The sequence below is a fragment of the Planktothrix mougeotii LEGE 06226 genome, from assembly GCF_015207485.1.
GTDB lineage: Bacteria > Cyanobacteriota > Cyanobacteriia > Cyanobacteriales > Microcoleaceae > Planktothrix.
Window position 1 is genome coordinate 1 of sequence record NZ_JADEWU010000005.1, and the last position, 20,957, is coordinate 20,957.

21 protein-coding genes and 1 tRNA gene are annotated in these 20,957 nt (G+C 40.5%); 14 read left to right on the forward strand and 8 right to left on the reverse strand.

The annotated features are described in order from the left end of the window. The first annotated feature begins 257 nt into the window (after window positions 1-257). Window positions 258-374 carry a photosystem I protein PsaX gene (gene psaX / locus IQ236_RS03525; protein ID WP_072719390.1) on the forward strand — a complete coding sequence of 39 codons (117 nt, stop codon included), beginning with the start codon at window positions 258-260 and terminating at the stop codon, window positions 372-374. Between the two features lie 158 nt (window positions 375-532). Here the strand turns inward: psaX and IQ236_RS03530 are convergent, their stop codons facing one another. Beyond that, a complete protein-coding gene (locus IQ236_RS03530; RefSeq protein WP_193867990.1) occupies window positions 533-907 on the reverse strand; it encodes a hypothetical protein in 375 nt (124 codons plus the stop codon). 41 nt (window positions 908-948) lie between these two features. Here IQ236_RS03530 and IQ236_RS03535 point away from each other — a divergent pair, with 41 nt between their 5' ends. The 6 genes from IQ236_RS03535 to IQ236_RS03560 all read left to right on the forward strand — a co-directional run bounded on the left by IQ236_RS03535 (window position 949) and on the right by IQ236_RS03560 (window position 8,889). Continuing rightward, window positions 949-1,584: a DJ-1/PfpI family protein gene (locus IQ236_RS03535; protein ID WP_193867991.1), complete on the forward strand. Its 636-nt coding sequence runs from the start codon at window positions 949-951 to the stop codon at window positions 1,582-1,584. A gap of 161 nt (window positions 1,585-1,745) precedes the next feature. Beyond that, complete coding sequence (locus tag IQ236_RS03540; protein ID WP_193867992.1) at window positions 1,746-3,233, forward strand: hypothetical protein; 1,488 nt, start codon at window positions 1,746-1,748, stop codon at window positions 3,231-3,233. Window positions 3,234-3,235: 2 nt separating this feature from the next. Then, on the forward strand, window positions 3,236-4,606 hold the full coding sequence (locus IQ236_RS03545; protein WP_193867993.1) for a DUF1822 family protein: 1,371 nt from the start codon (window positions 3,236-3,238) through the stop codon (window positions 4,604-4,606). 16 nt (window positions 4,607-4,622) lie between these two features. After that, window positions 4,623-7,097, forward strand: a complete 2,475-nt coding sequence (locus IQ236_RS03550) for a CHASE2 domain-containing protein (protein ID WP_193867994.1) — start codon at window positions 4,623-4,625, stop codon at window positions 7,095-7,097. Then, entirely contained in the window at window positions 7,090-7,827 is a 738-nt protein-coding gene (locus IQ236_RS03555) for a hypothetical protein (RefSeq protein WP_193867995.1), read from the forward strand. The genes IQ236_RS03550 and IQ236_RS03555 overlap by 8 nt, the downstream gene beginning before the upstream one ends. A gap of 144 nt (window positions 7,828-7,971) precedes the next feature. Continuing rightward, complete coding sequence (locus tag IQ236_RS03560; RefSeq protein ID WP_193867996.1) at window positions 7,972-8,889, forward strand: ATP adenylyltransferase family protein; 918 nt, start codon at window positions 7,972-7,974, stop codon at window positions 8,887-8,889. A gap of 67 nt (window positions 8,890-8,956) precedes the next feature. On the opposite strand, the gene ald is transcribed toward IQ236_RS03560, so the two are convergent. Next, complete coding sequence (ald, locus tag IQ236_RS03565) at window positions 8,957-10,042, reverse strand: alanine dehydrogenase (RefSeq protein WP_193868101.1); 1,086 nt, start codon at window positions 10,040-10,042, stop codon at window positions 8,957-8,959. A 286-nt stretch (window positions 10,043-10,328) separates the two neighbouring features. Between ald and murA the strand changes: the two genes are divergently transcribed. The 3 genes from murA to IQ236_RS03580 all read left to right on the forward strand — a co-directional run bounded on the left by murA (window position 10,329) and on the right by IQ236_RS03580 (window position 12,804). After that, window positions 10,329-11,702 carry a UDP-N-acetylglucosamine 1-carboxyvinyltransferase gene (gene murA, locus IQ236_RS03570; RefSeq protein ID WP_193867997.1) on the forward strand — a complete coding sequence of 458 codons (1,374 nt, stop codon included), beginning with the start codon at window positions 10,329-10,331 and terminating at the stop codon, window positions 11,700-11,702. 163 nt (window positions 11,703-11,865) lie between these two features. Continuing rightward, window positions 11,866-12,744: a M48 family metallopeptidase gene (locus IQ236_RS03575; protein ID WP_193867998.1), complete on the forward strand. Its 879-nt coding sequence runs from the start codon at window positions 11,866-11,868 to the stop codon at window positions 12,742-12,744. Next, window positions 12,723-12,804 (forward strand) — tRNA-Leu (locus IQ236_RS03580). The genes IQ236_RS03575 and IQ236_RS03580 overlap by 22 nt, the downstream gene beginning before the upstream one ends. Window positions 12,805-12,880: 76 nt before the next feature. Here IQ236_RS03580 and IQ236_RS03585 read toward each other — a convergent pair. Further along, entirely contained in the window at window positions 12,881-13,114 is a 234-nt protein-coding gene (locus tag IQ236_RS03585; protein WP_072719380.1) for a 2Fe-2S iron-sulfur cluster-binding protein, read from the reverse strand. 24 nt (window positions 13,115-13,138) lie between these two features. Beyond that, window positions 13,139-14,602, reverse strand: a complete 1,464-nt coding sequence (gene cobQ / locus IQ236_RS03590) for a cobyric acid synthase CobQ (RefSeq protein ID WP_193867999.1) — start codon at window positions 14,600-14,602, stop codon at window positions 13,139-13,141. Between the two features lie 112 nt (window positions 14,603-14,714). Between cobQ and upp the strand changes: the two genes are divergently transcribed. The 3 genes from upp (at window position 14,715) to IQ236_RS03605 (ending at window position 16,200) form a co-directional block, all read left to right on the forward strand. After that, window positions 14,715-15,386 carry a uracil phosphoribosyltransferase gene (gene upp / locus IQ236_RS03595; protein ID WP_193868000.1) on the forward strand — a complete coding sequence of 224 codons (672 nt, stop codon included), beginning with the start codon at window positions 14,715-14,717 and terminating at the stop codon, window positions 15,384-15,386. Window positions 15,387-15,501: 115 nt separating this feature from the next. Next, window positions 15,502-15,798 (forward strand): hypothetical protein, encoded by a 297-nt coding sequence (locus tag IQ236_RS03600; protein WP_193868001.1) that lies wholly within the window; start codon window positions 15,502-15,504, stop codon window positions 15,796-15,798. 111 nt (window positions 15,799-15,909) lie between these two features. Continuing rightward, window positions 15,910-16,200, forward strand: a complete 291-nt coding sequence (locus IQ236_RS03605) for a YggT family protein (RefSeq protein WP_190520574.1) — start codon at window positions 15,910-15,912, stop codon at window positions 16,198-16,200. Between the two features lie 232 nt (window positions 16,201-16,432). Here the strand turns inward: IQ236_RS03605 and trxB are convergent, their stop codons facing one another. From trxB to IQ236_RS03620, 3 genes are all read right to left on the reverse strand, one after another. After that, entirely contained in the window at window positions 16,433-17,800 is a 1,368-nt protein-coding gene (gene trxB, locus IQ236_RS03610) for a thioredoxin-disulfide reductase (RefSeq protein ID WP_193868002.1), read from the reverse strand. 92 nt (window positions 17,801-17,892) lie between these two features. Then, entirely contained in the window at window positions 17,893-18,252 is a 360-nt protein-coding gene (locus IQ236_RS03615) for a type II toxin-antitoxin system RelE/ParE family toxin (protein WP_193868003.1), read from the reverse strand. Next, window positions 18,242-18,508, reverse strand: coding sequence for a type II toxin-antitoxin system RelN family antitoxin (locus tag IQ236_RS03620; RefSeq protein WP_375539533.1), 267 nt, complete (start codon window positions 18,506-18,508; stop codon window positions 18,242-18,244). The genes IQ236_RS03615 and IQ236_RS03620 overlap by 11 nt, the downstream gene beginning before the upstream one ends. A 440-nt stretch (window positions 18,509-18,948) precedes the next feature. On the opposite strand from IQ236_RS03620, the gene IQ236_RS03625 reads away from it, so the two are divergent. Next, complete coding sequence (locus tag IQ236_RS03625; protein ID WP_193868004.1) at window positions 18,949-19,641, forward strand: class I SAM-dependent methyltransferase; 693 nt, start codon at window positions 18,949-18,951, stop codon at window positions 19,639-19,641. Between the two features lie 121 nt (window positions 19,642-19,762). On the opposite strand, the gene IQ236_RS03630 is transcribed toward IQ236_RS03625, so the two are convergent. Then, window positions 19,763-20,755 carry an AEC family transporter gene (locus tag IQ236_RS03630; protein WP_228041406.1) on the reverse strand — a complete coding sequence of 331 codons (993 nt, stop codon included), beginning with the start codon at window positions 20,753-20,755 and terminating at the stop codon, window positions 19,763-19,765. Window positions 20,756-20,957: the final 202 nt, after the last annotated feature.

A 20,957-nucleotide genomic window follows, 5' to 3' on the forward strand; every position in this document is an offset into this window, starting at 1 on the left:
GATGGGGGGACGGGGAGATGGGGAGATGGGGAGATGGGGAGATGGGAATGATTAAGGGCTTACCTCGATCTTCAGACTGCTGTTATAACTTTTAATAGAAGCGGGGATCACGCAAAACGCAATAAGTTGGTGAATAGATCACAATCGGGACTGAGGATTGAGTATTAATTCCTGCTTTTCAACTGCCGATCTTTGATTCGTTGAAACCGTCTGCTTCTGTGTTTTAATAAAATCAACGTATTTTAGGAACCAAACCTATGACCAGCAAAACTCAAAAATCCGGTGGCCCTTATACCTTTCGTGTGTTTTGGGCACTGCTTCTGTTAGGGATTAACTTTTTAGTTGCCGCTTACTATTTCGGCATCATTGTATAGTTTTAACATCATCCACTTTTAAAGATTGTGCTGCTCTTGATCAATCTTCTAAGATGAGGAGAATAAATTTCAACTTCTCAGATCATCGAGCAGCACTATGATTTCAGGATATTTGACATTCCGCTACAGTCACATCTCCTCAACCGTTTAACCGTTAATTATTGGGTGTCTATTCGCGCTTTTAAATCCGCGATTTGTTGTTGAAGTTGTTGCACATCTTGTTTTGTTTCTATAACTAAGGTGGCTAACCGATCAAACATCGGATCACCCGAAAGGAAACGATTTTCTGGTTGAGGTGGAGGACTGGTTGCATCCGGCTCAACCTGAATCACTGTTGTTCCTGAGCTTTGATATCGCAAACTATTAATCTGTCCTGCGAGTTGAGAGACTTGTGCTTCTAATCGACTCATGCGATATTCAAGCTGAGTGGCTGAACCTTGTGCTAAGGTCAAACTATTCCAACCCAGCGTAACGCCTAAAATGATTGTAATCGCTAGAATAAGATTCTGGAACCCAAAACGCTTTTTCACCATATTTTAACCCCTTATCCTTGTTGTTTAGGATTACTGAACTAATGACTCAAAAAAATGTTGCTATTTTAATGTTTAATGACGTTGAAATTCTGGATTTCGCTGCCCCCTATGAGATCTTTTCTATTACCTCAGAAATTAACGAAGATAAACCCTTTAATGTTTATCTAGTGGCAGAAACCTTAAACTCCCTTCAATCCCATAATGGCTTAAGTATTAATCCTGATTTCACCTTATTAGATAGTCCCGTCCCTGATGTAATTTTTATACCGGGTGGAATTGGCACAAAGGCTGCAATGAATCAACTTCAAATTTTAGCTTGGATTCAATCTAAAGGACATCATGCTGATTTAATTGTATCAGTCTGTACGGGAGCTTTACTGTTAGCTAAAGTCGGTTTATTAGATGGGTTAGTTGCGACGACTCATCATCAAGCTTTAGAGCAATTAAAAGTGCTTGCTCCCCAGACTACTATTGTAGACAATCAACGATATGTTGATAATGGCAAAATTATCACAGCGGCTGGAATTTCGGCGGGAATTGATGTGTCTCTTTATGTGATTGCTAAACTTTTAGGGGATGACAAAGCTTTAAAAACCGCTCAATACATGGAATATGATTGGAAACCCAAAGTTAAAATCACCCCAACTCCTAAAATATCAAATTCTTTGGGACTCTAATTCTGTTTGAGCTTGCATAAGTTTAATCACTTCAGAGATAAGTAAACTTGAGGGGTGAGATCACCTTACCCCTCTGTCCTAAATCACTTGTTGGAGTTGTTGGTTGCTTGGGATTCATAAGCCGAATTCAACAAGATACCGACTTCCTCTGTTCCTAACCCATGAGTAAAGCATTAAAGTATTGGACACTGGTTAAACTCGAAAGTTCTGGCCGACAAAAACGGTCGGAAATAGCAGCAGCCAAAGCCTTTTTTGAGAGCGCTTTTCCAGAATTCATCGCCGAGGCGGATGTTCCCGATGTGCCCATTCAGAAGCAATTAGTACAATGGCTTCGTGATGCTAATTCTCAAGGGAATAATATCAATAGCCAAAATGCAGAATGTTGTCTTTTATGCTTTATTTCTTGGGAAATTGAACAGGTTTGCCTTCAGTTAGCTCAACAATTTGGAACCTATCATGGTTTTAGGGGTCAAGACTTATTCCCCTTTGTTTTGGATGAAGAAGGAATTAATCGTCAGCGCCATTTAGGACAAACAAAAACCCCTTATCAATCCTTTGCACGGGAAATTTTACAAACCTTTGATCCTCAGCAAAGTAGTTTGGCAACTTGGACAAATCGACGAGTTAAATTTAATAGTGAAATCAATAAGTTTTTACTAGAGCATGGGGTGTATCTCGTGAGTGATTGGGCAATTTTAAATGATACCCATCCTCAACAACTGGAAAAAATTTTAACCCAGTTTTATCAATTAACGTCCCTGGAAGTTGAACAGCGATTACAGCTTTTAGCTTGCTACCATAGCGTTTACCGTAGCCAACGTTTACAACAACGCCAAGCCGGAGCTAAAAAACGCTGTCAACCGCCAACGGCCCAACAATATCAACAAATTGCTCAACGGTTAGAAACCTTAATTCAACAGAGGATTTCTCCTAAAGCCGTCGCCCTGAAATTACAAAATCTAGCAACTCAATTACGCCAATATCGTACCTATATTCGCGGAGGAAAGTTACCCAACCAATCCTTTATTTCTATTGATGATTCTGATTCTATTATTGAACAAATTCCTAGCCCTGAAGCGTTAGAAAACGATGAGGAAGACATCAAAAAACAGGAGTTTTTAAACTGGTATGAAAAACAGTTTTTGATGTGTTTAAATAGCAGTATTGCTCAAGTTTTAGAAACCTGGTTAACAACTTGCCAAAAGCGAGGTGGAGAAAAAACGGAACAATTTTTAACCGCACTTTATCTGTTTCATTGTCAGGGTCAATCTATGAGCGAAATTGCAGCTACATTAGGATTAAAAGCTCAGTATCAAGTAACTCGTTTATTAAAGCTTAAAGCCTTTCGCGCTGATGTCAGACATCATTTATTATTGCAGTTACGCGATCGCATTTTAGAGTATACCAAACCTGAGCATCTTTCCCAAGAGTTAGAACAGTGGGAAAAACAAATTGAATTAGCCTTAGATGGAGAATTGGAAACCCTGTTTAAACAAGCTGAATCTGATTCCTATATTGCTCAAAATCGTCCCCTAGATAGTCCCTTTTTTAAAGGCGTTTGCTACTATTTAGATTTAAGAGAAAAAAGTCCCAACTTGATACAGTCCATGATTTCTTTATTATCTAAAAATTCCCGACGGAGCTATTAATAATGTTTACTTCTTTCTTAGATGAATCAGAAGTTTTGTTTGAGTTTGAACCGCTTAATCCTGAAGCCTTACCCTTATCTTCTGAACAAATTGATCAATCCTTAGATTATTGCCGTTCTATTCTCAATGATCGAAAACAATGGCAAACCTATCTCAATTCTCTAGCCTTATTTGGGTTTCAGAATTGGTTAGAACAGCGTTCATCAGAACTGGTATTTAATTTAGAGCATCCTTCGTTAGAAAAACCTGAATTAGCTTATTTTATTGAAGCTGTTTGCCACTTAGCTGTTAATCAATTTAAAATCTGCTTAGTCGCCTTGGGAAATTCTAGGACGGATACTATTATTTTACCTAGGGCTATATTTGAATTACCAGAATATAGGGCGCATTATTATATTTTAATTGAAGTTCAAGAAGAATTAGAAACAACCTCAATTTATGGGTTTATTTCCTATTCCGATTTTCAAACCCATATAACACAGATTGATTTAGAACCCAAAGCAGATTGGACATATTCTGTTCCCTTATCTTGGTTTAACATAGAACCTGATCAATTTTTATTATTTTTACGCTGTTTAGAAGTGTCTGCAATTCCTTTACCAGAAATTCCAAATCCTGCAATACTATTATCTCAAATTCGAGAAGAATTAATTAGCAAACTTTCCCAACTCCAATCCTCAGAACCCGGTATTTTTCCTGAATTGTGGCAAATTTTAACTTGGGAACAGGGAAAGATTCTTTTCAGTTATCCTGAATTACTGCGGTGGATTTATGAAGTACAAAATCAAGTGAGTTTATCGGTACAACCGATTTCTCAATCTCCTCAAAATCCGGTTGCTTATTTAACAGATTTATTTGACTTATTAACACAACCTGCGCTCAATTTAGCGCGATGGTTTAACCCGGAATTAGACACAATATCAACAGCTTTATCCTGGGTTTTTATTCCCAATTTTTCTCCAGAAACCGCCTTGCGTGACGGAACTGAAATTTCCAGTTTAGTCAAACAACTCCAAGAAAATGGCGTCGAAATTTCTCCCCAAGCCAAAGGTGCTTATCGAGATTTAGGTTTAGGAGGACGTTCTCTACGATTATATGCTTTAACTTGGCCATTAGAATGGGAAATTGAACCCGAATGGACGCTATTATTAATATTAGGTTTACCTACAGGAACGGATTTACCAGTGGGTGTGAAATTACGAGTCAGTGACGCCACCGGAATTTTAGTTGAACAAGATTTAAGTCGGGAAGATCAGTGTTCTTATTTATTTACTCGTGTGGTCGGAACTTGTCAAGAAAAATTTGTGGTGACAGTGAGTTTAAGGGAAGATATAACAGAAACATTACCGCCTTTTGAATTTAGTTTCAATTAAGATTAAAAACCTAAATATGAATGCCATTGTTTCCCCTTTTTATCTCAAAGTTCAACGAGTTGAGCAGGTTTGCTTATTTCAATTATCTTGGGGAAAAGGGCAAAATTTGGGAGTCACCCTTCCCTATCCTGAACGATTAACTCAACTGTATCAAGAATGGCAATATATTTATCTAAGTTTTTATCAGAAAGCCCTGCGGGGTCGAGTGGAAGCGACCGGAAAACTTACCCAAAACCAAACAGATTGGCACGCTAAATTAGTTCAAGCAGAAGCAAAATTATTATATGAATTTCATCGCTGGTTAAGACATGAAGAATTATATGAAATTCGAGCAACTCTGGCTAAAGCGACATCAAAGCAGAATTTAGAAACTTTACCCCGTCATCCCGGCGTTGGATTAGATATTGATGTGTTTCTCACCACTGACCCGATAGATGTGGCTCGACTTCCTTGGGAAGCGTGGGAAATTGGTACAGAATTTGCGGCGACTGGAAAAATTAGAATTGTTCGTCAACCGATTAATATTCGTCAGGTTACAACGACTTCCGAACACCGACCAACCCGCAACAAAGTTAGGGTATTAGTAATTTTAGGAGATGAAACGGGATTAAATTTTCAAGCTGATAAAGAAGCGGTGCGAGCGCTCGCTCCAATTGCAGAAATTCAGTTTGTCGGTTGGCAACCTCAACAAACTGTAATGGAGGTTAAACTCGCAGTTGTTAAAGCCATTCAAGATCAAAAAGGTTGGGATATTTTACTGTTTGCTGGTCATAGTAATGAAACGGAATTAACCGGAGGAGAATTAGGGATTGCGCCCTCAGTTTCGTTGTCCTTATCCGAACTGATTCAACCCTTAACTGTTGCCAAACAACGAGGCTTACAATTTGCTTTATTTAATTCTTGTAATGGCTTAAGTTTAGCGAATACCTTGATTGATTTAGGATTAAATCAAGTGGCGATTATGCGAGAACCTATCCATAATCAAGTGGCTCAAGAATTTTTATTACGATTTATTCGCAGCTTAACGGAATATCATGATGTTCATGATGCCTTATTATCCGCTTGTCAATTCCTTAAATTAGAAAAACATTTAACCTATCCCAGTGCCTATTTAATTCCGTCCTTATTTCGCCATCCCCACGCTCCTCCGTTTAAATTACAAGCCTTAAGTTGGAAACAACGATTAAAACGATGGTTTCCGACAAAAAAAGAAGTCTTTGCCCTGACAACCTTATTAGTTATCGCTTGGCAAACTCCGATTCAAAATTTTTTATTAGAACGACGAATTTTGATTCAAGCTATTTATCGAAATTTAACTCATCAAATTCCAACTCAATCCTCTCCCCCCGTTCTATTAATTTTAATTGATGAAAAATCTATTCTAAAAGCTAAAATTTCTAATCCAAGACCGATGGATCGAAGTTATTTAGCTGAGATTATTAATCAGTTAATTCAACTTAATCTGCAAATAATTGGCATTGATTATTTATTAGATCGTCATCAACCTCAAAACGATCCCATTTTATCCCAATCTTTACAAAATGCAGTTCAAAATCATCAAACTTGGTTAATATTTGGAACCAGTAAAAATCCCACCGGAGGATGGTTTGAAACCTTACCCGAATTAGCGAGTCCTAATTGGAGCTTACAAGGGGATTTAAGAATATTAGGTTATCCTCCCCTCTATACCACCTTACTGCCCCTTCCTGACTCTCGACAACAACCTTTACCCTTCGCTTATTTATTAGCTTTAGCGTATCAATTAAACGTTCAAGAACTTGAACCTCCTTCCCCTCAACTTAACTCATCCGTTGATTGGCTATCCCATTTAAAAGCCTATTTAATTGATAGTACCGGAACAGATTATCAAAGGTTATTTTCATCAAAAGCACGTTTACAACCGATCACAAATTGGGCATATTTATTAAAGCAATGGTGGTTTCATCCCCTGATTGATTTTTCAATTCCCCCAAAACAAGTGTATCAAAGTCTTCCCGCTTGGCAATTATTTGAGTCTCCAGAGTCTACCTTGAAACTTTCTACTCCCTTTGTCGTTCTAATTGCACCAGGGGGATATGGTGAAGCCGGAATTGCAACAGAAGGTCAGGATAATTTTCCTTTACCTATGGCATTAAATTATTGGTATTCTCAGGAAACACCACGCAATTATCGCCAAGTCTTACCGGGAGGTGAAGTTCATGCTTACATGACTCATCACTTTATTCAGCAACGATTTGTGATTCCCATTCCTGACCTTTTGCTGATTTTAATTGCCGCTTTATTCGGAAAAGGAGCGACTTTATCCTTAGCAACAGTTCGTCCTCAAAAAATAAAGTATATCCTGGTGTTTTTGGGATTAACAGGAATATATGGATTAGGGAGTGTACAGGTTTATATTACAGGGGAACTTCTGCTTCCTTGGGTGTTACCAACTTTGATGTTTTGGATGTATATTTTTCTGACATTTGTGGAAAGGAAATTTTATGGCTAAGTTCAACTTTGTGCGTTCTCTTTGGAGATGCACAACCCTGGTCAGCATAATAGGATTTTCGGTTATTCCTCCTGCACTGAGTGAACCCAGTTTTTATCCTTTAGAATTTAAAAAAAGTTCCCATTCTGGAGAAGAATTGTATCAGCTTGCTAATCATGATTCTTCAACGACTAATCATGAACCGCCTGTCTATTCTCCTGGGGGGTCACGGGGAAATGAAATTTGTACAATTGTTCCTCTAACCCAACCTAATAATCATCAAGTTGATAGTGAAATTTGGAGTGACAAACCCACTTTTATTTGGCGAGGAAATATTGAATATGTAGAACTGCATTCTGATGACAATGGGACTTTAATTTGGAGTCAAAATATTTCGGATTCTAAGCAAAGTATTTCCTATACGGGAGAACCGCTTCAACCTGGAGAAACCTATCAATTATCACTTTATGATATCTCTAATCCTGATGTCAGTGATTTTCCCCGTGACTCTTTAACTTTTAAAGTTATAGAAACCCATCAACACCAGAAAATTCAGCAGGATTTAGAAGAATTAGAAACGCAACTGCATCAACAAAAAGCCCCCGCAGAAGCAATTACTTTAGCTCGGATTCAATATTTTGTAGAACATCAGTTATGGTCAGATGCTCTGATGGAATCTTCCTCAATTCAGGTTCAAGACCCCAGTTTAAATGAGTTATTAAAAACTAAAGTGTCCCGTTCTTGTGGATAACTCAAAATTGGAATTTTAGATTTTTTTGATCTTTGCTTCAACCCCCGACTCATAGGAAGAAGGGGGTGAGATTATCTAAATTGATAATATAGTCCTGAATTAATTTAAGATAGGAAGAAGACCTCAATTCCAATTTAGATTAAAATGACAACAGAGACAGCAGCAACCTCAATCTTGCCATTGGGTACATTATGGCAACGGATTATTACTCAAACTGAATATGCTCTCAATTGTGGCGCTCTTCAATCAATTGCAACAGATTATGATTTTATTGAAGAGGGGGATATTCGCTTTTTAGTTAGAATTTTAGCTAACTTAGCGCGTAAGGAAAAAGCGAAGAAACAGCAAAAAAAGATAGAGAAATCGGGGAAAGAGTTTAACCCTTTTCTTCCTTATGAAAAAGATTTATTTGTTGCTGATTTATCGAAAACTCATTTATGTTTACTGAATAAATTCAATGTAGTTGAGCATCATTTATTAATTGTAACCCGCGAATTTGAAGAACAAGAAACTTGGCTAACTCAAGCCGATTTTGCAGCGATGTGGATGGGTTTAGCAGAAATTGATGGATTAATATTTTATAATGGGGGTAAATTAGCGGGAGCAAGTCAACGCCATAAACATCTACAATTAGTTCCTTTTCCCTTAGTTCCCGATGGCTTAAATCTTCCCATTCAACCTGCGATCGCTTCTGTACAATTTCAAAATTCTATTGGTATCATTCCTGAATTCCCTTTTGTTCATGCGATCGCCTCTTTTAATCCCAATTGGATTCATACCCCATTAGAAGCTGCTATTTTCACCTTGGAATTATACTTTGCTTTATTATCAGCCGTGGGTTTATCCGTTGATGATCATCTTTTTCAATCAGGAGCTTATAATTTATTAGCTACCCGAAATTGGATGATGATTGTTCCTCGATCTCAAGAAGAATTTGAGGGAATTTCGATTAATTCTTTAGGGTTTGCGGGAGGATTATTAGTCAGAAATTCCCAACAACTACAATGGCTTAAATCCTATCACCCTTTAACGGTTTTAAAACAAGTCGGAATTTCCCGTTAATTCGGCTCTTTTTTGATGTTTTTTCTATTCCCCCTTCGTAATTCGTAATTCGTAATTCGTAATTTTTTTAAACTAAATCAGGAAAAACTTCCCGAACAGCCGGATGGACTAAATGGTGATTTTCCACATTTAAACCTTTGGCTAAAACCGGGTTTAATTCTAATGCTTTGAGTCCCCGATCTGCTAACTGAAGAACATAAGGTAAGGTACTATTATTTAGAGCTTGGGTCGCTGTCCAAGGCACAGCACCGGGCATATTGGGAACGCCATAATGTACCACCTTTTCTTCAATATAAGTCGGATGGCTGTGAGACGTTGGCCGTAAAGTTTCAATACACCCTCCTTGATCTACGGCGACATCCACAATGACAGAACCGGGACGCATTTGAGCGACTAACTCACGAGAAACTAATTTTGGGGCGCGTTTTCCTAAGATTAAAACCGCACCAATTAATAAATCTGCTTGGGGAACACTTTCTTCAATTTGGGATAAATGACTGTAGAGTAATTCCACACTCGATCCAAACACCGTTTCCAAATACGCTAATCGCTCCACATTCACATCTAAAATTTGCACTTTAGCCCCCATACCGAGGGCAACCCTAGCCGCTTCTGTGCCAACTACACCTCCCCCTAAAATTACAACAGTGGCCGCTTTTACCCCAGGAATTCCCCCTAATAAAACCCCTCGTCCTCCCTGTTGTCGTTCTAAAAAACGAGCCCCAAACTGAATCGATAACCGTCCCGCGATAATACTCATGGGGGTTAGTAAAGGCAAGCGACCATCAGGAAGTTCTACCGTTTCATAGGCGATCGCATGAACACCCTTATGAATTAACTGTTCCGTTAGTTCCCGATCTGCCGCCAAATGCAGATAAGTAAACAGCAGTTGCCCTTTTTGAATGCACTCATATTCTGAGGGCAAAGGTTCTTTAACTTTCACCACCAGTTCGCGACACCAAGCATCAGCCGGAGATTCCACGATTATGGCTCCCGCTCGTATATAATCCTCATCGGTAAATCCAGCACCATTCCCTGCACCCGTTTCCACAAAAACTTGATGACCTCGTTCACAGCAGACTCGCACACTACCGGGACTCAATCCCACCCGAAATTCCTGATCTTTAATTTCTTTCGGAATCCCAATTTGCATCATCAATTATTTCTCCTTCGTCTGACTGCGCTATCTTTCAACCTTTGTATTCTAATTTAGAGGATAATTTTGCTGGGAGTTTCTAATCTAAGTATAAAATTCAGGGGGGGACTTACAGCCCAATCTTTAAATATCCGTGATTATTTCTAAATTGGGTATTCCAAGATTAATATTCGGATAAAACCCCTCCCTCAGAGTGATTCCAGCTAATAGATCACTAATTAACGACTGTTTACCCCTAGACATCTGGAATCTTTTCGGTAGAATCAGAACAAAAAATTAACGAATGTTAACGTACAACCCATTTTTGGAGGATAGGCCCATTACACTCGCTATACGTTCATCAAAGCTCGCTACTGCGTCCAACCCTAACCAGTCCGTTCTCAAAATTTGGGGGCATCAACCCCTACAGGGTCATGTTTCGATTAGCGGGGCTAAAAATTCCGCTTTAGTTTTAATGGCCGGTGCATTGCTGTGTTCTGAAGATTGTCGGCTTCGTAACGTTCCCTCCTTGGTTGATGTCAACCGCATGAGTGAAATTCTCACGGCGCTAGGGGTTAAAATCGACCGCCAGGGTGATGTTCTCGATATTAAAGCGGGTCAACTATCAGAATCACAAGCTCCCTATGAACTCGTCAGCCAACTCCGGGCTAGTTTCTTTGCCATTGGGCCGATACTCGCTCGTTTAGGGGTAGCCAGAGTTCCCTTACCGGGAGGTTGTGCCATTGGAGCTAGACCTGTCGATCTTCATGTTCGGGGACTGCAAGCGTTAGGGGCTGAAGTTCATATTGATCATGGCATTGTTCATGCTCACGTTAAGGGATCTAACCCCCGACTCAAAGGTACTCGCATTTATCTGGATTATCCCAGTGTAGGAGCAACGGAAACTTTGATGATGGCAGCAACCCTCGCTGAGGGAGAAACCATCCTCGAAAATGCAGCCCAAGAACCGGAAGTGATCGATTTAGCCAACTTCTGTTGTGCGATGGGAGCAAAAATTCAGGGGGCTGGAACTAAAACCATTGTGATTTCTGGGGTTCCTAGTCTGCATTCAGCCGATTATTCGATTATTCCTGATCGAATAGAAGCCGGAACTTTTTTAATAGCAGGAGCCATCACCCGCTCTGAAATTAGTTTATCTCCCATTATTCCAGAACATTTGACTCCGGTACTGGCTAAACTCAAAGCCATTGGGGTCAAATTCCAGATGGAAGGGTCAAACCATTTACGCATTCTCCCTGTGGAGAATTTAACGGCAACAGACATTGAAACCCTACCCTATCCGGGATTCCCTACGGATATGCAAGCCCCCTTCATGGCTCTGTTAACGCTGTGTGAAGGCAATAGCTTGATCAGCGAAACAGTGTTTGAAAATCGGTTTGGTCATGTTCCTGAACTCAGCCGCATGGGTGCAGATATTCGGGTTAAAGGAACGACTGCCTTAGTCCGAGGAGTTCCGTTCTTATCGGGCGCACCTGTAACAGCAACCGACTTACGCGCTTCTGCGGCTTTAGTCCTAGCGGCTTTAGCGGCGGAGGGAGAAACCACCATTCAGGAGTTAAAACATTTGGATCGGGGTTATGAACAATTGGAAGCTAAACTCCGACAATTAGGAGCCAAACTCCAGCGTATTGATCATGCGCTAATAGAAAAGGAATAAGCAACTGATCTGTTAGCAGACAGTCGCTTATTCTCAAAAATGGAGTGTTTGTTGTGAGTTGTTTAGGGTGCGTTTTAGGGTTAATTACAACTCACAACCCACCCAATTTTGATCAGGCAGACGTTAGAATTTGTTATAGTTTGACTTTAATCTGTATGTAGCTATGACGTTTTCAACGACCCCTTTAATAGGACTCCGAGCCGATCATTTTCGTCATCCGTTGGATTTACAAGCGACCAATGCTTTGAAACAATTGCCCGGTTTAGATTTATTAGTCCGGCAAATTTTAGGCGGTGTCGGGGAACAGTTTTTTTATTTAGAAAATATTGCGTCTAGTATTTTAGTTAGTGATCAACAATTACCTGCTCTTCATCAATTATTATTAGCCGCTTGCAAAACTTTAGATTTAGAACCGCCTCAACTTTATATTCGTCAACATCCGGTTCCCAATGCTTATACTTTTGCAATGCGGGGAAAACAACCGTTTATTGTTATTCATACCTCGTTAATTGAGTTATTAACCTCGGAAGAAATTCAAGCGGTAATTGCCCATGAGTTAGGACATTTAAAATGCGAACATGGGGTATATTTAACCTTAGCGAATTTAGTGGTCTTAGCGGCGAATCAATTGTCGCCTTGGGGAACAATTTTAGCTCAGGGGTTACAAGCGCAGTTAATGGAATGGTTACGCTGTGCTGAGTTTACTTGCGATCGCGCAGCCCTATTAGCAACTCAAGATCCAAGAGTCGTGATGTCGGTATTGATGAAACTGTCGGGGGGTTCTCCCAGTTTAGCTTCGCAACTGAATTTAGATGCCTTTGTTGCCCAAGCCCGGACGTATGATCAAATTAGTCGCACAGAATTGGGAGAACTGCTTCAACAAGCTCAAACCGCCCAATTAACCCATCCCCTTCCGGTCTTGCGGGCCAGAGAAATTGATCGCTGGTCGAGTAGTCCTAATTATCAGGACTTGCTAAAACGAAACTTTATGGTTTATAATAGTGAAGCTAACCCAAACAAGGGCGGGTGGCGGAATTGGTAGACGCACCGCACTCAAAATGCGGCGGCTTCGGTCGTGAGAGTTCGAGTCTCTCTCCGCCCATTAATCAGCTTTAAAAAGCTGGGCTGAAAATCCCAGGGCTGATGTCATTGATTTTTATAATTTCTGGCGATCGCCTTTACCAAGTCGGATCACTATAAATATTAATGGTGATTTCCGCTTTTCCAGAGGGAACGGAAGAAATGCAAGCACAGATAAAATTATCTTCGTCTAGTTCCACTTCACAAGCATGACAAGACCCCATTAAACATCCAGTGGGAATTACAACTCCAGCGCGTTCGGCGACGGCTAATAAAGGTTCACCCGGTTGGGCTTCAACGGTAACTTTATCGGGTAAGAAATGGATTTTCATGTTGACTGTTGTTGAGGTTGACTGCTATAAAACCGATCTCAAATCTAAATAGGAATCTACGGTATCTGCTAATAAATCTAATAACAATTCTCGCTGTTCTCGATAATTAGCAATTCCAGTGGGTAAAGCATTTAACCCTCTGGGTTTTCGCAGATGATTTAACCAGGTTCGTCGCCAAGGGCCATTATCAAAAACCCCATGTAAATAATGACCCCAAATCGATTTTTGCTGATTAACAAATCCTAAATTCGGGTCATTAAATAAAGGAGAAATATCGTTAGAATCTAACAATTGAGTTCGTCCTTGATGAATTTCAAATCCTTCAACGGGTAAACCTTCTTGGGGAAAATGGGATGAAACCAACCGTTGACGGGAGGTTTTTTGAGTGGACATAACGGTTTTAAGCGGTAATAATCCTAACCCTTCATAATCGCCCTGTTGTCCTTCTAAACCATAGGGATCTGACACAATTTTTCCTAACATTTGATAACCGCCACAAATTCCCATCACCTGACCCCCCGCCTCGACATAATTTTTAATTTGATTTGCCATTCCCGATTGTTTTAAGACTTGCAGGTCAGATATCGTCGTTTTAGACCCAGGAAGAATGACGGCATCGGGATGTCCTAAAGTGTCAGAAGGCGCTACATACTTAATTTTAACGCTGGTTTCAGCATCTAGGGGATCAAAATCTGTAAAATTAGCAATACGAGGAAATCGGATAACGGCAATGGTTAATTCCGCTTGGGCCGAACTCGGACGACGATCTAATAAACTTAAAGAATCTTCTGCGGGGAAGGGATGATCAATCCAAGGAATAACCGCAACAACCGGAATTCCCGTATACTCCTCTAACCATTTTATCCCCGATTCTAATAGCGATCGCTGTCCTCTAAATTTATTAATAATAATGCCTTTAATTAATGCCTGTTCATCAGGGTCTAAAAGTTGCAAAGTTCCCACAACATGAGCAAAGGCCCCCCCGCGATCAATATCAACCACTAATAACGTTTTGGCATTCAAATATTTTGCCACCCGCATATTGGTTAAATCTCGATGTTTGAGATTAATTTCGGCGGGACTGCCAGCACCTTCACAAACTAAAATATCAAATTCCTGGGTTAAATAGTCTAAACATTCAGTAATAGTTTGCCAACCCCGATCAAAATAGTGTTCATAATAATCACTTGCTTGCACAACTCCCACAGGTTTGCCTTTTAAAATCACCTGAGAGGTCATATTTCCTTGGGGTTTTAATAAAATAGGATTCATAGAAACAGAAGGTGTCACTCCCGCCGCCCAGGCTTGCACCGCTTGAGCATAACCCATTTCTGATCCGGCCGGAGAAACATAGGAATTCAGAGCCATATTTTGCCCTTTAAAGGGAGCAACCCGCACGCCGCGACGATGTAAAATTCGACAAATGGCCGTGACCATCATGGATTTTCCAGCATGGGAAGTCGTTCCCACAATCATGATTGCTTTCATAAATGATCACTGAAGATAGAGACTAATATTCTAATCGCTTAGGGTTAAAAACCGTCAACCCATCTCTGGCAATGGTGTGGGATGATAGTGGAGACTTTCTAACGATTTTGTTATGGCTAATCAACTGCGTATTTATGTCCCCCCCCATCCTTTAATTAAACATTGGTTAGGAGTTGCTCGTGATCAGGCGACTCCTCCGGCTTTATTTCGCACGGCGATGACGGAGTTAGGACGTTGGTTGACCTACGAAGCCGCCAAAGACTGGTTACCAACCCTGGAAACAACGGTACAAACCCCGTTAACCGAATGTAACGCCACCTTTGTTAATCCTGAAGTTCCCCTGATCGTGATTCCTATTTTACGCGCGGGTTTAGCGTTAATGGAGGGAATTCAAAGCGTTGTGCCTTTATCTTCGGTTTATCATATTGGCATGGTACGCAACGAAGAAACCCTAGAAGCCAGTTGCTACTTAAATAAATTACCTCCCCAATTTGATCCTCAAACGCGGGTGATGATTAGTGAACCGATGTTAGCAACAGGGGGAACAATCATGGCGGTGATGGAAGAACTCACCCAGCGCCATCTTGACCCCGCTTTGATTCGGATTATTTCCATTGTCGCCGCCCCCCCAGCGTTACAAAAATTAAGTCAAGCTTATCCCAGTTTGCAAATCTATACCGCTATTATTGATCCTGAAGTCAATGAACAGGGCTTTATTGTACCCGGTTTGGGAGATGCAGGAGATCGAACGTTTGGCACATTCGACCGTCTCCCCACCGAATAGATCGCGGTTGTTGTCGCAACAGTAAGTGTGTCTCCCTTTTTTCCTGACTGTTGCCTGTTCCCTGTTGTCTGTTCCCTACTATAAAATCAAGCTATTGTGACAAAGTGGTTAAATTATGGGTAATCGAGATGGTTTTGGTAGTGGCTTCTTCCTCGGTGCAACCCTAGGAGGGTTTGTGGGCGGGGTATTAGGAGTGGTACTCGCTTCCCGCATCACCAATTCCGAAAGCGGTGAACCCTTGCCAGAAATACCGGGAAAGTCGGGGAAGTCTGCTAAATTGACGGGAGAACATATCGAAACCGCCCGTTTGAGTTTGGAGGATAAAATTGCTCAACTCAATCAAGCCATTGATGATGTTCGTCAACAGTTAGGCAATGTCAATGGCAATAGTAGCTCGGAAACTTATGATTAATCGATGGGGGTATCCCGTTTGATTTTCCCCCCTTTTCTTAAATGTGATACACTAAGGGTCATAACTTTATCTCAAATTCAGTCAAATTGAGTTAAACATCAAATAAATTTTATGGCACTTCCTTTCGGCTTACTCGCTAACACCCTGGCACAGTTCCTCAACATTTATATGATAATCCTATTTATTAGGATTTTATTAAGCTGGTTTCCAACTATTAACTGGTTTGATCCCCCCTTCTCGATTTTAAGTCAGTTAACTGACCCCTATCTCAATCTTTTTCGGTCTTTTATTCCACCTTTAGGGGGAATTGATTTTTCAGCTATTATTGCTATTTTTGCTCTCCAATTTGGCTCTCAAATTATTATTGCTTTATTAGGCAGTATGCAGCAAATGGCATTTTAATTCCCACCGTAGTAAGCCCTTCAGGGCTTTCTTTATTTTCCGCAAATGGTATTTTAATTCCCACTCCAAACGTAGTAAGCCCTTCAGGGCTTTCTTTATTTTCCGCAAATGGTATTTTAATTCCCACTCCAAACGTAGTAAGCCCTTCAGGGCTTTCTTTTATCAAATTGAGTTAAAAGAAAAGTCCTGAAGGACTTACTACGTTGTTACTTGAGAAATCGGGTTTTGAGTCTTACAAATTATTCTGAATTAATTCTCGATATAAACTCTTGGGTTTCACACCTTTGAGGTCTTGAATTAAATCCTTATTTTTGAACATTTGTAGGGTTGGAGTCCCAACTACCCCCGCGTTTTGAGCAATTTCAGGATCTTCTTCAATGTCAATTTCGACATAATGAATTTTACCCTCAAATTCACCAACCACTTTATCTAAAATTGGTTTAAGCGCATGACAGGGCCCGCAGGTGGGTGAGGCATATTTTACCACAATTAAGCGATCGCTATCATGGTAAAGTTTCCGCAAGGCATAACCCCCCGTATGGCGGGTATTTTGGATATCAAAATTTTCAGAAGTGGTAATTTGAGGTTGGGTTGAAGGTGTCGTTTCTGCTGCTGGTTCAGAAGTTTCTGTTTGTTGAACTTCCTGCGCTAACCCATTAATCGATAACCACCGCTCTGCTAACATCGCTCCCATACAACCACTTCCAGCGGCTGTAATGGCTTGACGAAACTCATGATCTTGGACATCCCCAACCGCATAAACCCCCTCAACGCTGGTTTCAGGAGTGCCATGTTTTGTAACAATATATCCCACTTCATCCAGTTGTAATTGTCCTTGGAAAATTTGGGTATTGGGAGTATGACCAATGGCATAAAATAACCCCTGGACGGGTAAATCCTGTTGTTCTCCCGTTTGGTTATTCTTAATTTTAATCCCGCCTAATTTATCATTGCCATAAACATCCACCGCTTCCGTATTCCAATGCACCGTAATTTTAGGATGCTGAAGAACCCGTTGCTGCATAGCTTTACTCGCCCGCAATTCATTTCGTCTGACTAATAAATGAACATGGGTGGCGTATTTAGTTAAATAAACGGCTTCCTCGGCGGCGGTATCTCCTCCCCCAATCACCGCTAATTCTACACCTTTGAAAATTGGACTCGCCCCATCACAAATGGCACAGGCGGAAATTCCCGCATTCCAAAAGGTTTCTTCCTGGGGTAAATGCAGCCGTTTCGCCGTCGCCCCCGTTGCAATTACAATGGTATGGGTTTTGATTTCCCGGTCTTCAGATTTAATAGTAAAGGGACGTTGACTTAAATCAACGGAAATCACATCTTCGGTAAACAGTTCCGCCCCCCACCGTTGAGCTTGGGCTTTGATTCTATCCATGAGTTCCGGCCCGGTAATGCCTTCGGGAAAACCAGGGAAGTTCTCAACTTCTGTGGTGGTCATTAACTGACCCCCCGGAATTCCCCCGATTTGATAGCCTTCAAAAACAACGGGTTTCAAGTTCGCCCGTCCTGCATAAATCGCCGCCGTGTAGCCCGCAGGCCCAGAACCAATAATGACAAGATTTTCAACAGTTGGGTTTGTCATTTTTCTTATTTCAAACTCATAACGACTTCGTTTAAATCAATTATAGCAGTTTTTGTCCTAAGATGGCGAGGGAGCCACAGATTCCCATTCAATTAACCAATTTCTTTCTCATATTGAGTGATCACCTCTTCAATGGTTTCATGACTAATATCTGAGTAATCAGATTTGGAATAAATGGTAGCGAGAATGATGGCTTGATTTGTTTTCAGATAATAAATAACTCGATAGCCCCCACTTTTTCCTTTTTGGATATTACTATTTTTAAGACGAACTTTAAAAACGGTATATTTAATACCTGCAATTCTATCACCAGGAATTTCACCTGCTTGAAGTTGTTCGATTAACGGTTGAAGATCGGTACGAATTGAACGATAGCGTTTAGCAAGTTCTCGAAGATCCCTTTTGAAGCGGGAAGTAAGCGCGATTTGGATGGGTGGTGGTTCACTCAACATCAATACCTTCCCACATTTCTGAGAGCGGAATAGTCTGTCCTGTTAATGCTTCCCATAAACCTTGGCGAATACCTTCTATAACAATTTCAGTCGGCGTTTCATTGGGGTCAACTTCGTCGTCTTCAGGAATTAAGACAATAACCCGAACACGCTGTGGTTTAGTAATTCCTAATGATTGATCAAGTGTCAGTTGCCCACTCTCATTAATAGTCGCTGTCGTTTCAATTGCTCTCATAACCGTTGATAGTTTACTCAAACATTTTTTAATCATAAGCTTTTTTAAAGTATTACTCCAGGTTTGGTGTCAAGAGGGAGTTTTAATAAGAAAAAACTATAGATTATAGAAATTTGTTTTAAATTTTAAAAGAATAAGGTAAAAAACCTCGATTTTTGTCAAGGGGTTATTGCAAACAGGTTGCAATTAGTTGACGAAATCATAGGGGTTTGGGCTATAATAGAAAAATAATAATCTGGGGAAGTATAACTTAACCTCAAAACCCTATCCTCAAACCCCTATAATCTCGTAAAAATTTATGAAACCCTGACAGAATTTAAGCGCAGCGATGCACGAGTTTTGAACAGAACTGATGGGGTCATGATCAAAGGGATTGACAAAATAGTAATTTTGTGCATTGCTTTTCTTGAGTTCGGAACTTCTACAATACTTCTGAACTTACCTTAATCTGAATTACCCTTATGGAACGTATTCCAGAAGTAGAAGTCATGGATACTTGGGAAGAAGCCAGCGAGTATGATGCGATGGATTTTAGCCAAGTTAATCAAGAATTTGCCGAATTAGCAATAGAATTAGGGCCAGAAACCGGATTAATCTTAGATGCGGGAACGGGGACAGCACGGATTCCAATTTTAATCGCTCAAAAGCGATCGCGCAGCGGCGTGGCTAACGCATCGCAATGGCAAATTACCGGAATTGATTTATCAGCAAATATGCTATTTATTGGCAATCAAAATATTGAGCAAGCGGGGTTACAGGAACAAATCAAATTAGAACAAATCGATGCCAAACAGTTACCTTATCCCGATGATCAATTTGATATGGTCATTTCCAATAGTATTGTTCACCATTTGTCAGAACCTCTGCTATTTTTTCAAGAACTTCAGCGCGTGTTAAAACCCCAGGGAGCAATATTTCTAAGAGATTTAACTCGCCCCAGTAGTGAAACCGAACTCAATACCTTAGTTGAACAATATGCAGGAAATTGTAACGACCATCAGAAAAAACTATTTCGAGACTCCTTACAAGCGGCTTATACCTTAGATGAAATCATTTATTTGATCGAGTCTGCGGGTTTAGAGAAGATGAGAGTTTATCAATCTTCTGATCGCCATTGGACAGCAGAACGTTCCTATCCTGCTGCTCCCAAATAGCAAAATTATCCTTCAGGAAACTTAAACGATTAATGCCCTGAACTCAAGTTCAGGCTAATTAATAAATGTAGTACAGTTTAGAAATTGAGTGCTGATTCACCAAAAACCCAATTTCTAAGTTTTACTGACCAAACAAAAATAACCATATCGGTAACGTTAATAATAATAGTGTAGAGCCCATCGCTAAATTGGTAACGGCTAATTCCCGATCTAAATTAAAGGCTTCGGCTAAAACTAAGGTGGCAAAAGCGGGAGGGGTTGCCATTTGCAGAACTAAAACTAATAACGGAGCTCCGGTTAATCCCAATAGCATTAATCCATAACCTAAAACCAAAGGTACAATTAACATTTTGATGACTAAACTGACAGAAGCGGGTTGGAAATAGCGCCAAGAATGAAGCTGACTTAAACGCATTCCCATCAAGACTAACGTTGAAGCAACACTTCCCCAAGCAATTCCCTTTAATCCCTGTTCAATCGGATCACCAACCGGAATATTTCGTACCATTAAACCGATCACCATACTCATTAAAGCCGGATTCGTTAATGATACTGCAACTAATTGCCAAGGGTCTTGTTTTCCCATGCCAAATCTTGCGGCTAAAGCCACTCCTAATCCATAGGCGCCAATAACCGTTCCCAGTCCATCATAAAATACCGCCCAACCGAAATATTGGGGGCCGACTAAGGCTAAACTAACCGGAAAACCAATATATCCCGTATTCCCCACCATTGAAGCTAATAAAAAACTGCCTTGAGCGGGTAAAGATTGGGGTAAAATATTGAATTTAGGAATACGGCTTTGCCAATGTAACCCCATCCAAGCTAATCCAGCACCGAGGAAAATAGCAGCCCAAGCCGCTAAGGGAGCAATCCAAATCGAACCGGATAAATCCGCTTTTCTTAAAAATGCAATAATAGCGATCGGAACAATGACCCAATATAAAATTTTTCCTAAATAATAGGGAACAATAGGGGGTAATTTCCGACCTAAAATCCAGCCGATTAAAACCCCGCCAATCAGCCATTCATAAAGTGTTAGAAGTTGAGTTACAGAATTAGACATCATGATTAAGTGTTCACTGTTGAGGTGTTGACGATTAGCCGTCAACATGAAGTATTATAAAATTCAGCCTTGAATGGATGTGCAGGAGTCAACAACCCACCACTGACTTGAGTACAAGTACAGTGGGGGCTTGAAATACAGCCCTAGTTGACCCGCCTAAGTCTTAACTGACTCCGTTATTTAGGTCACGACACCGGAAAATGCGTAGCTAGTTTTCCGCTCTGTCGCTGAGTATTAAACAACCATTTGG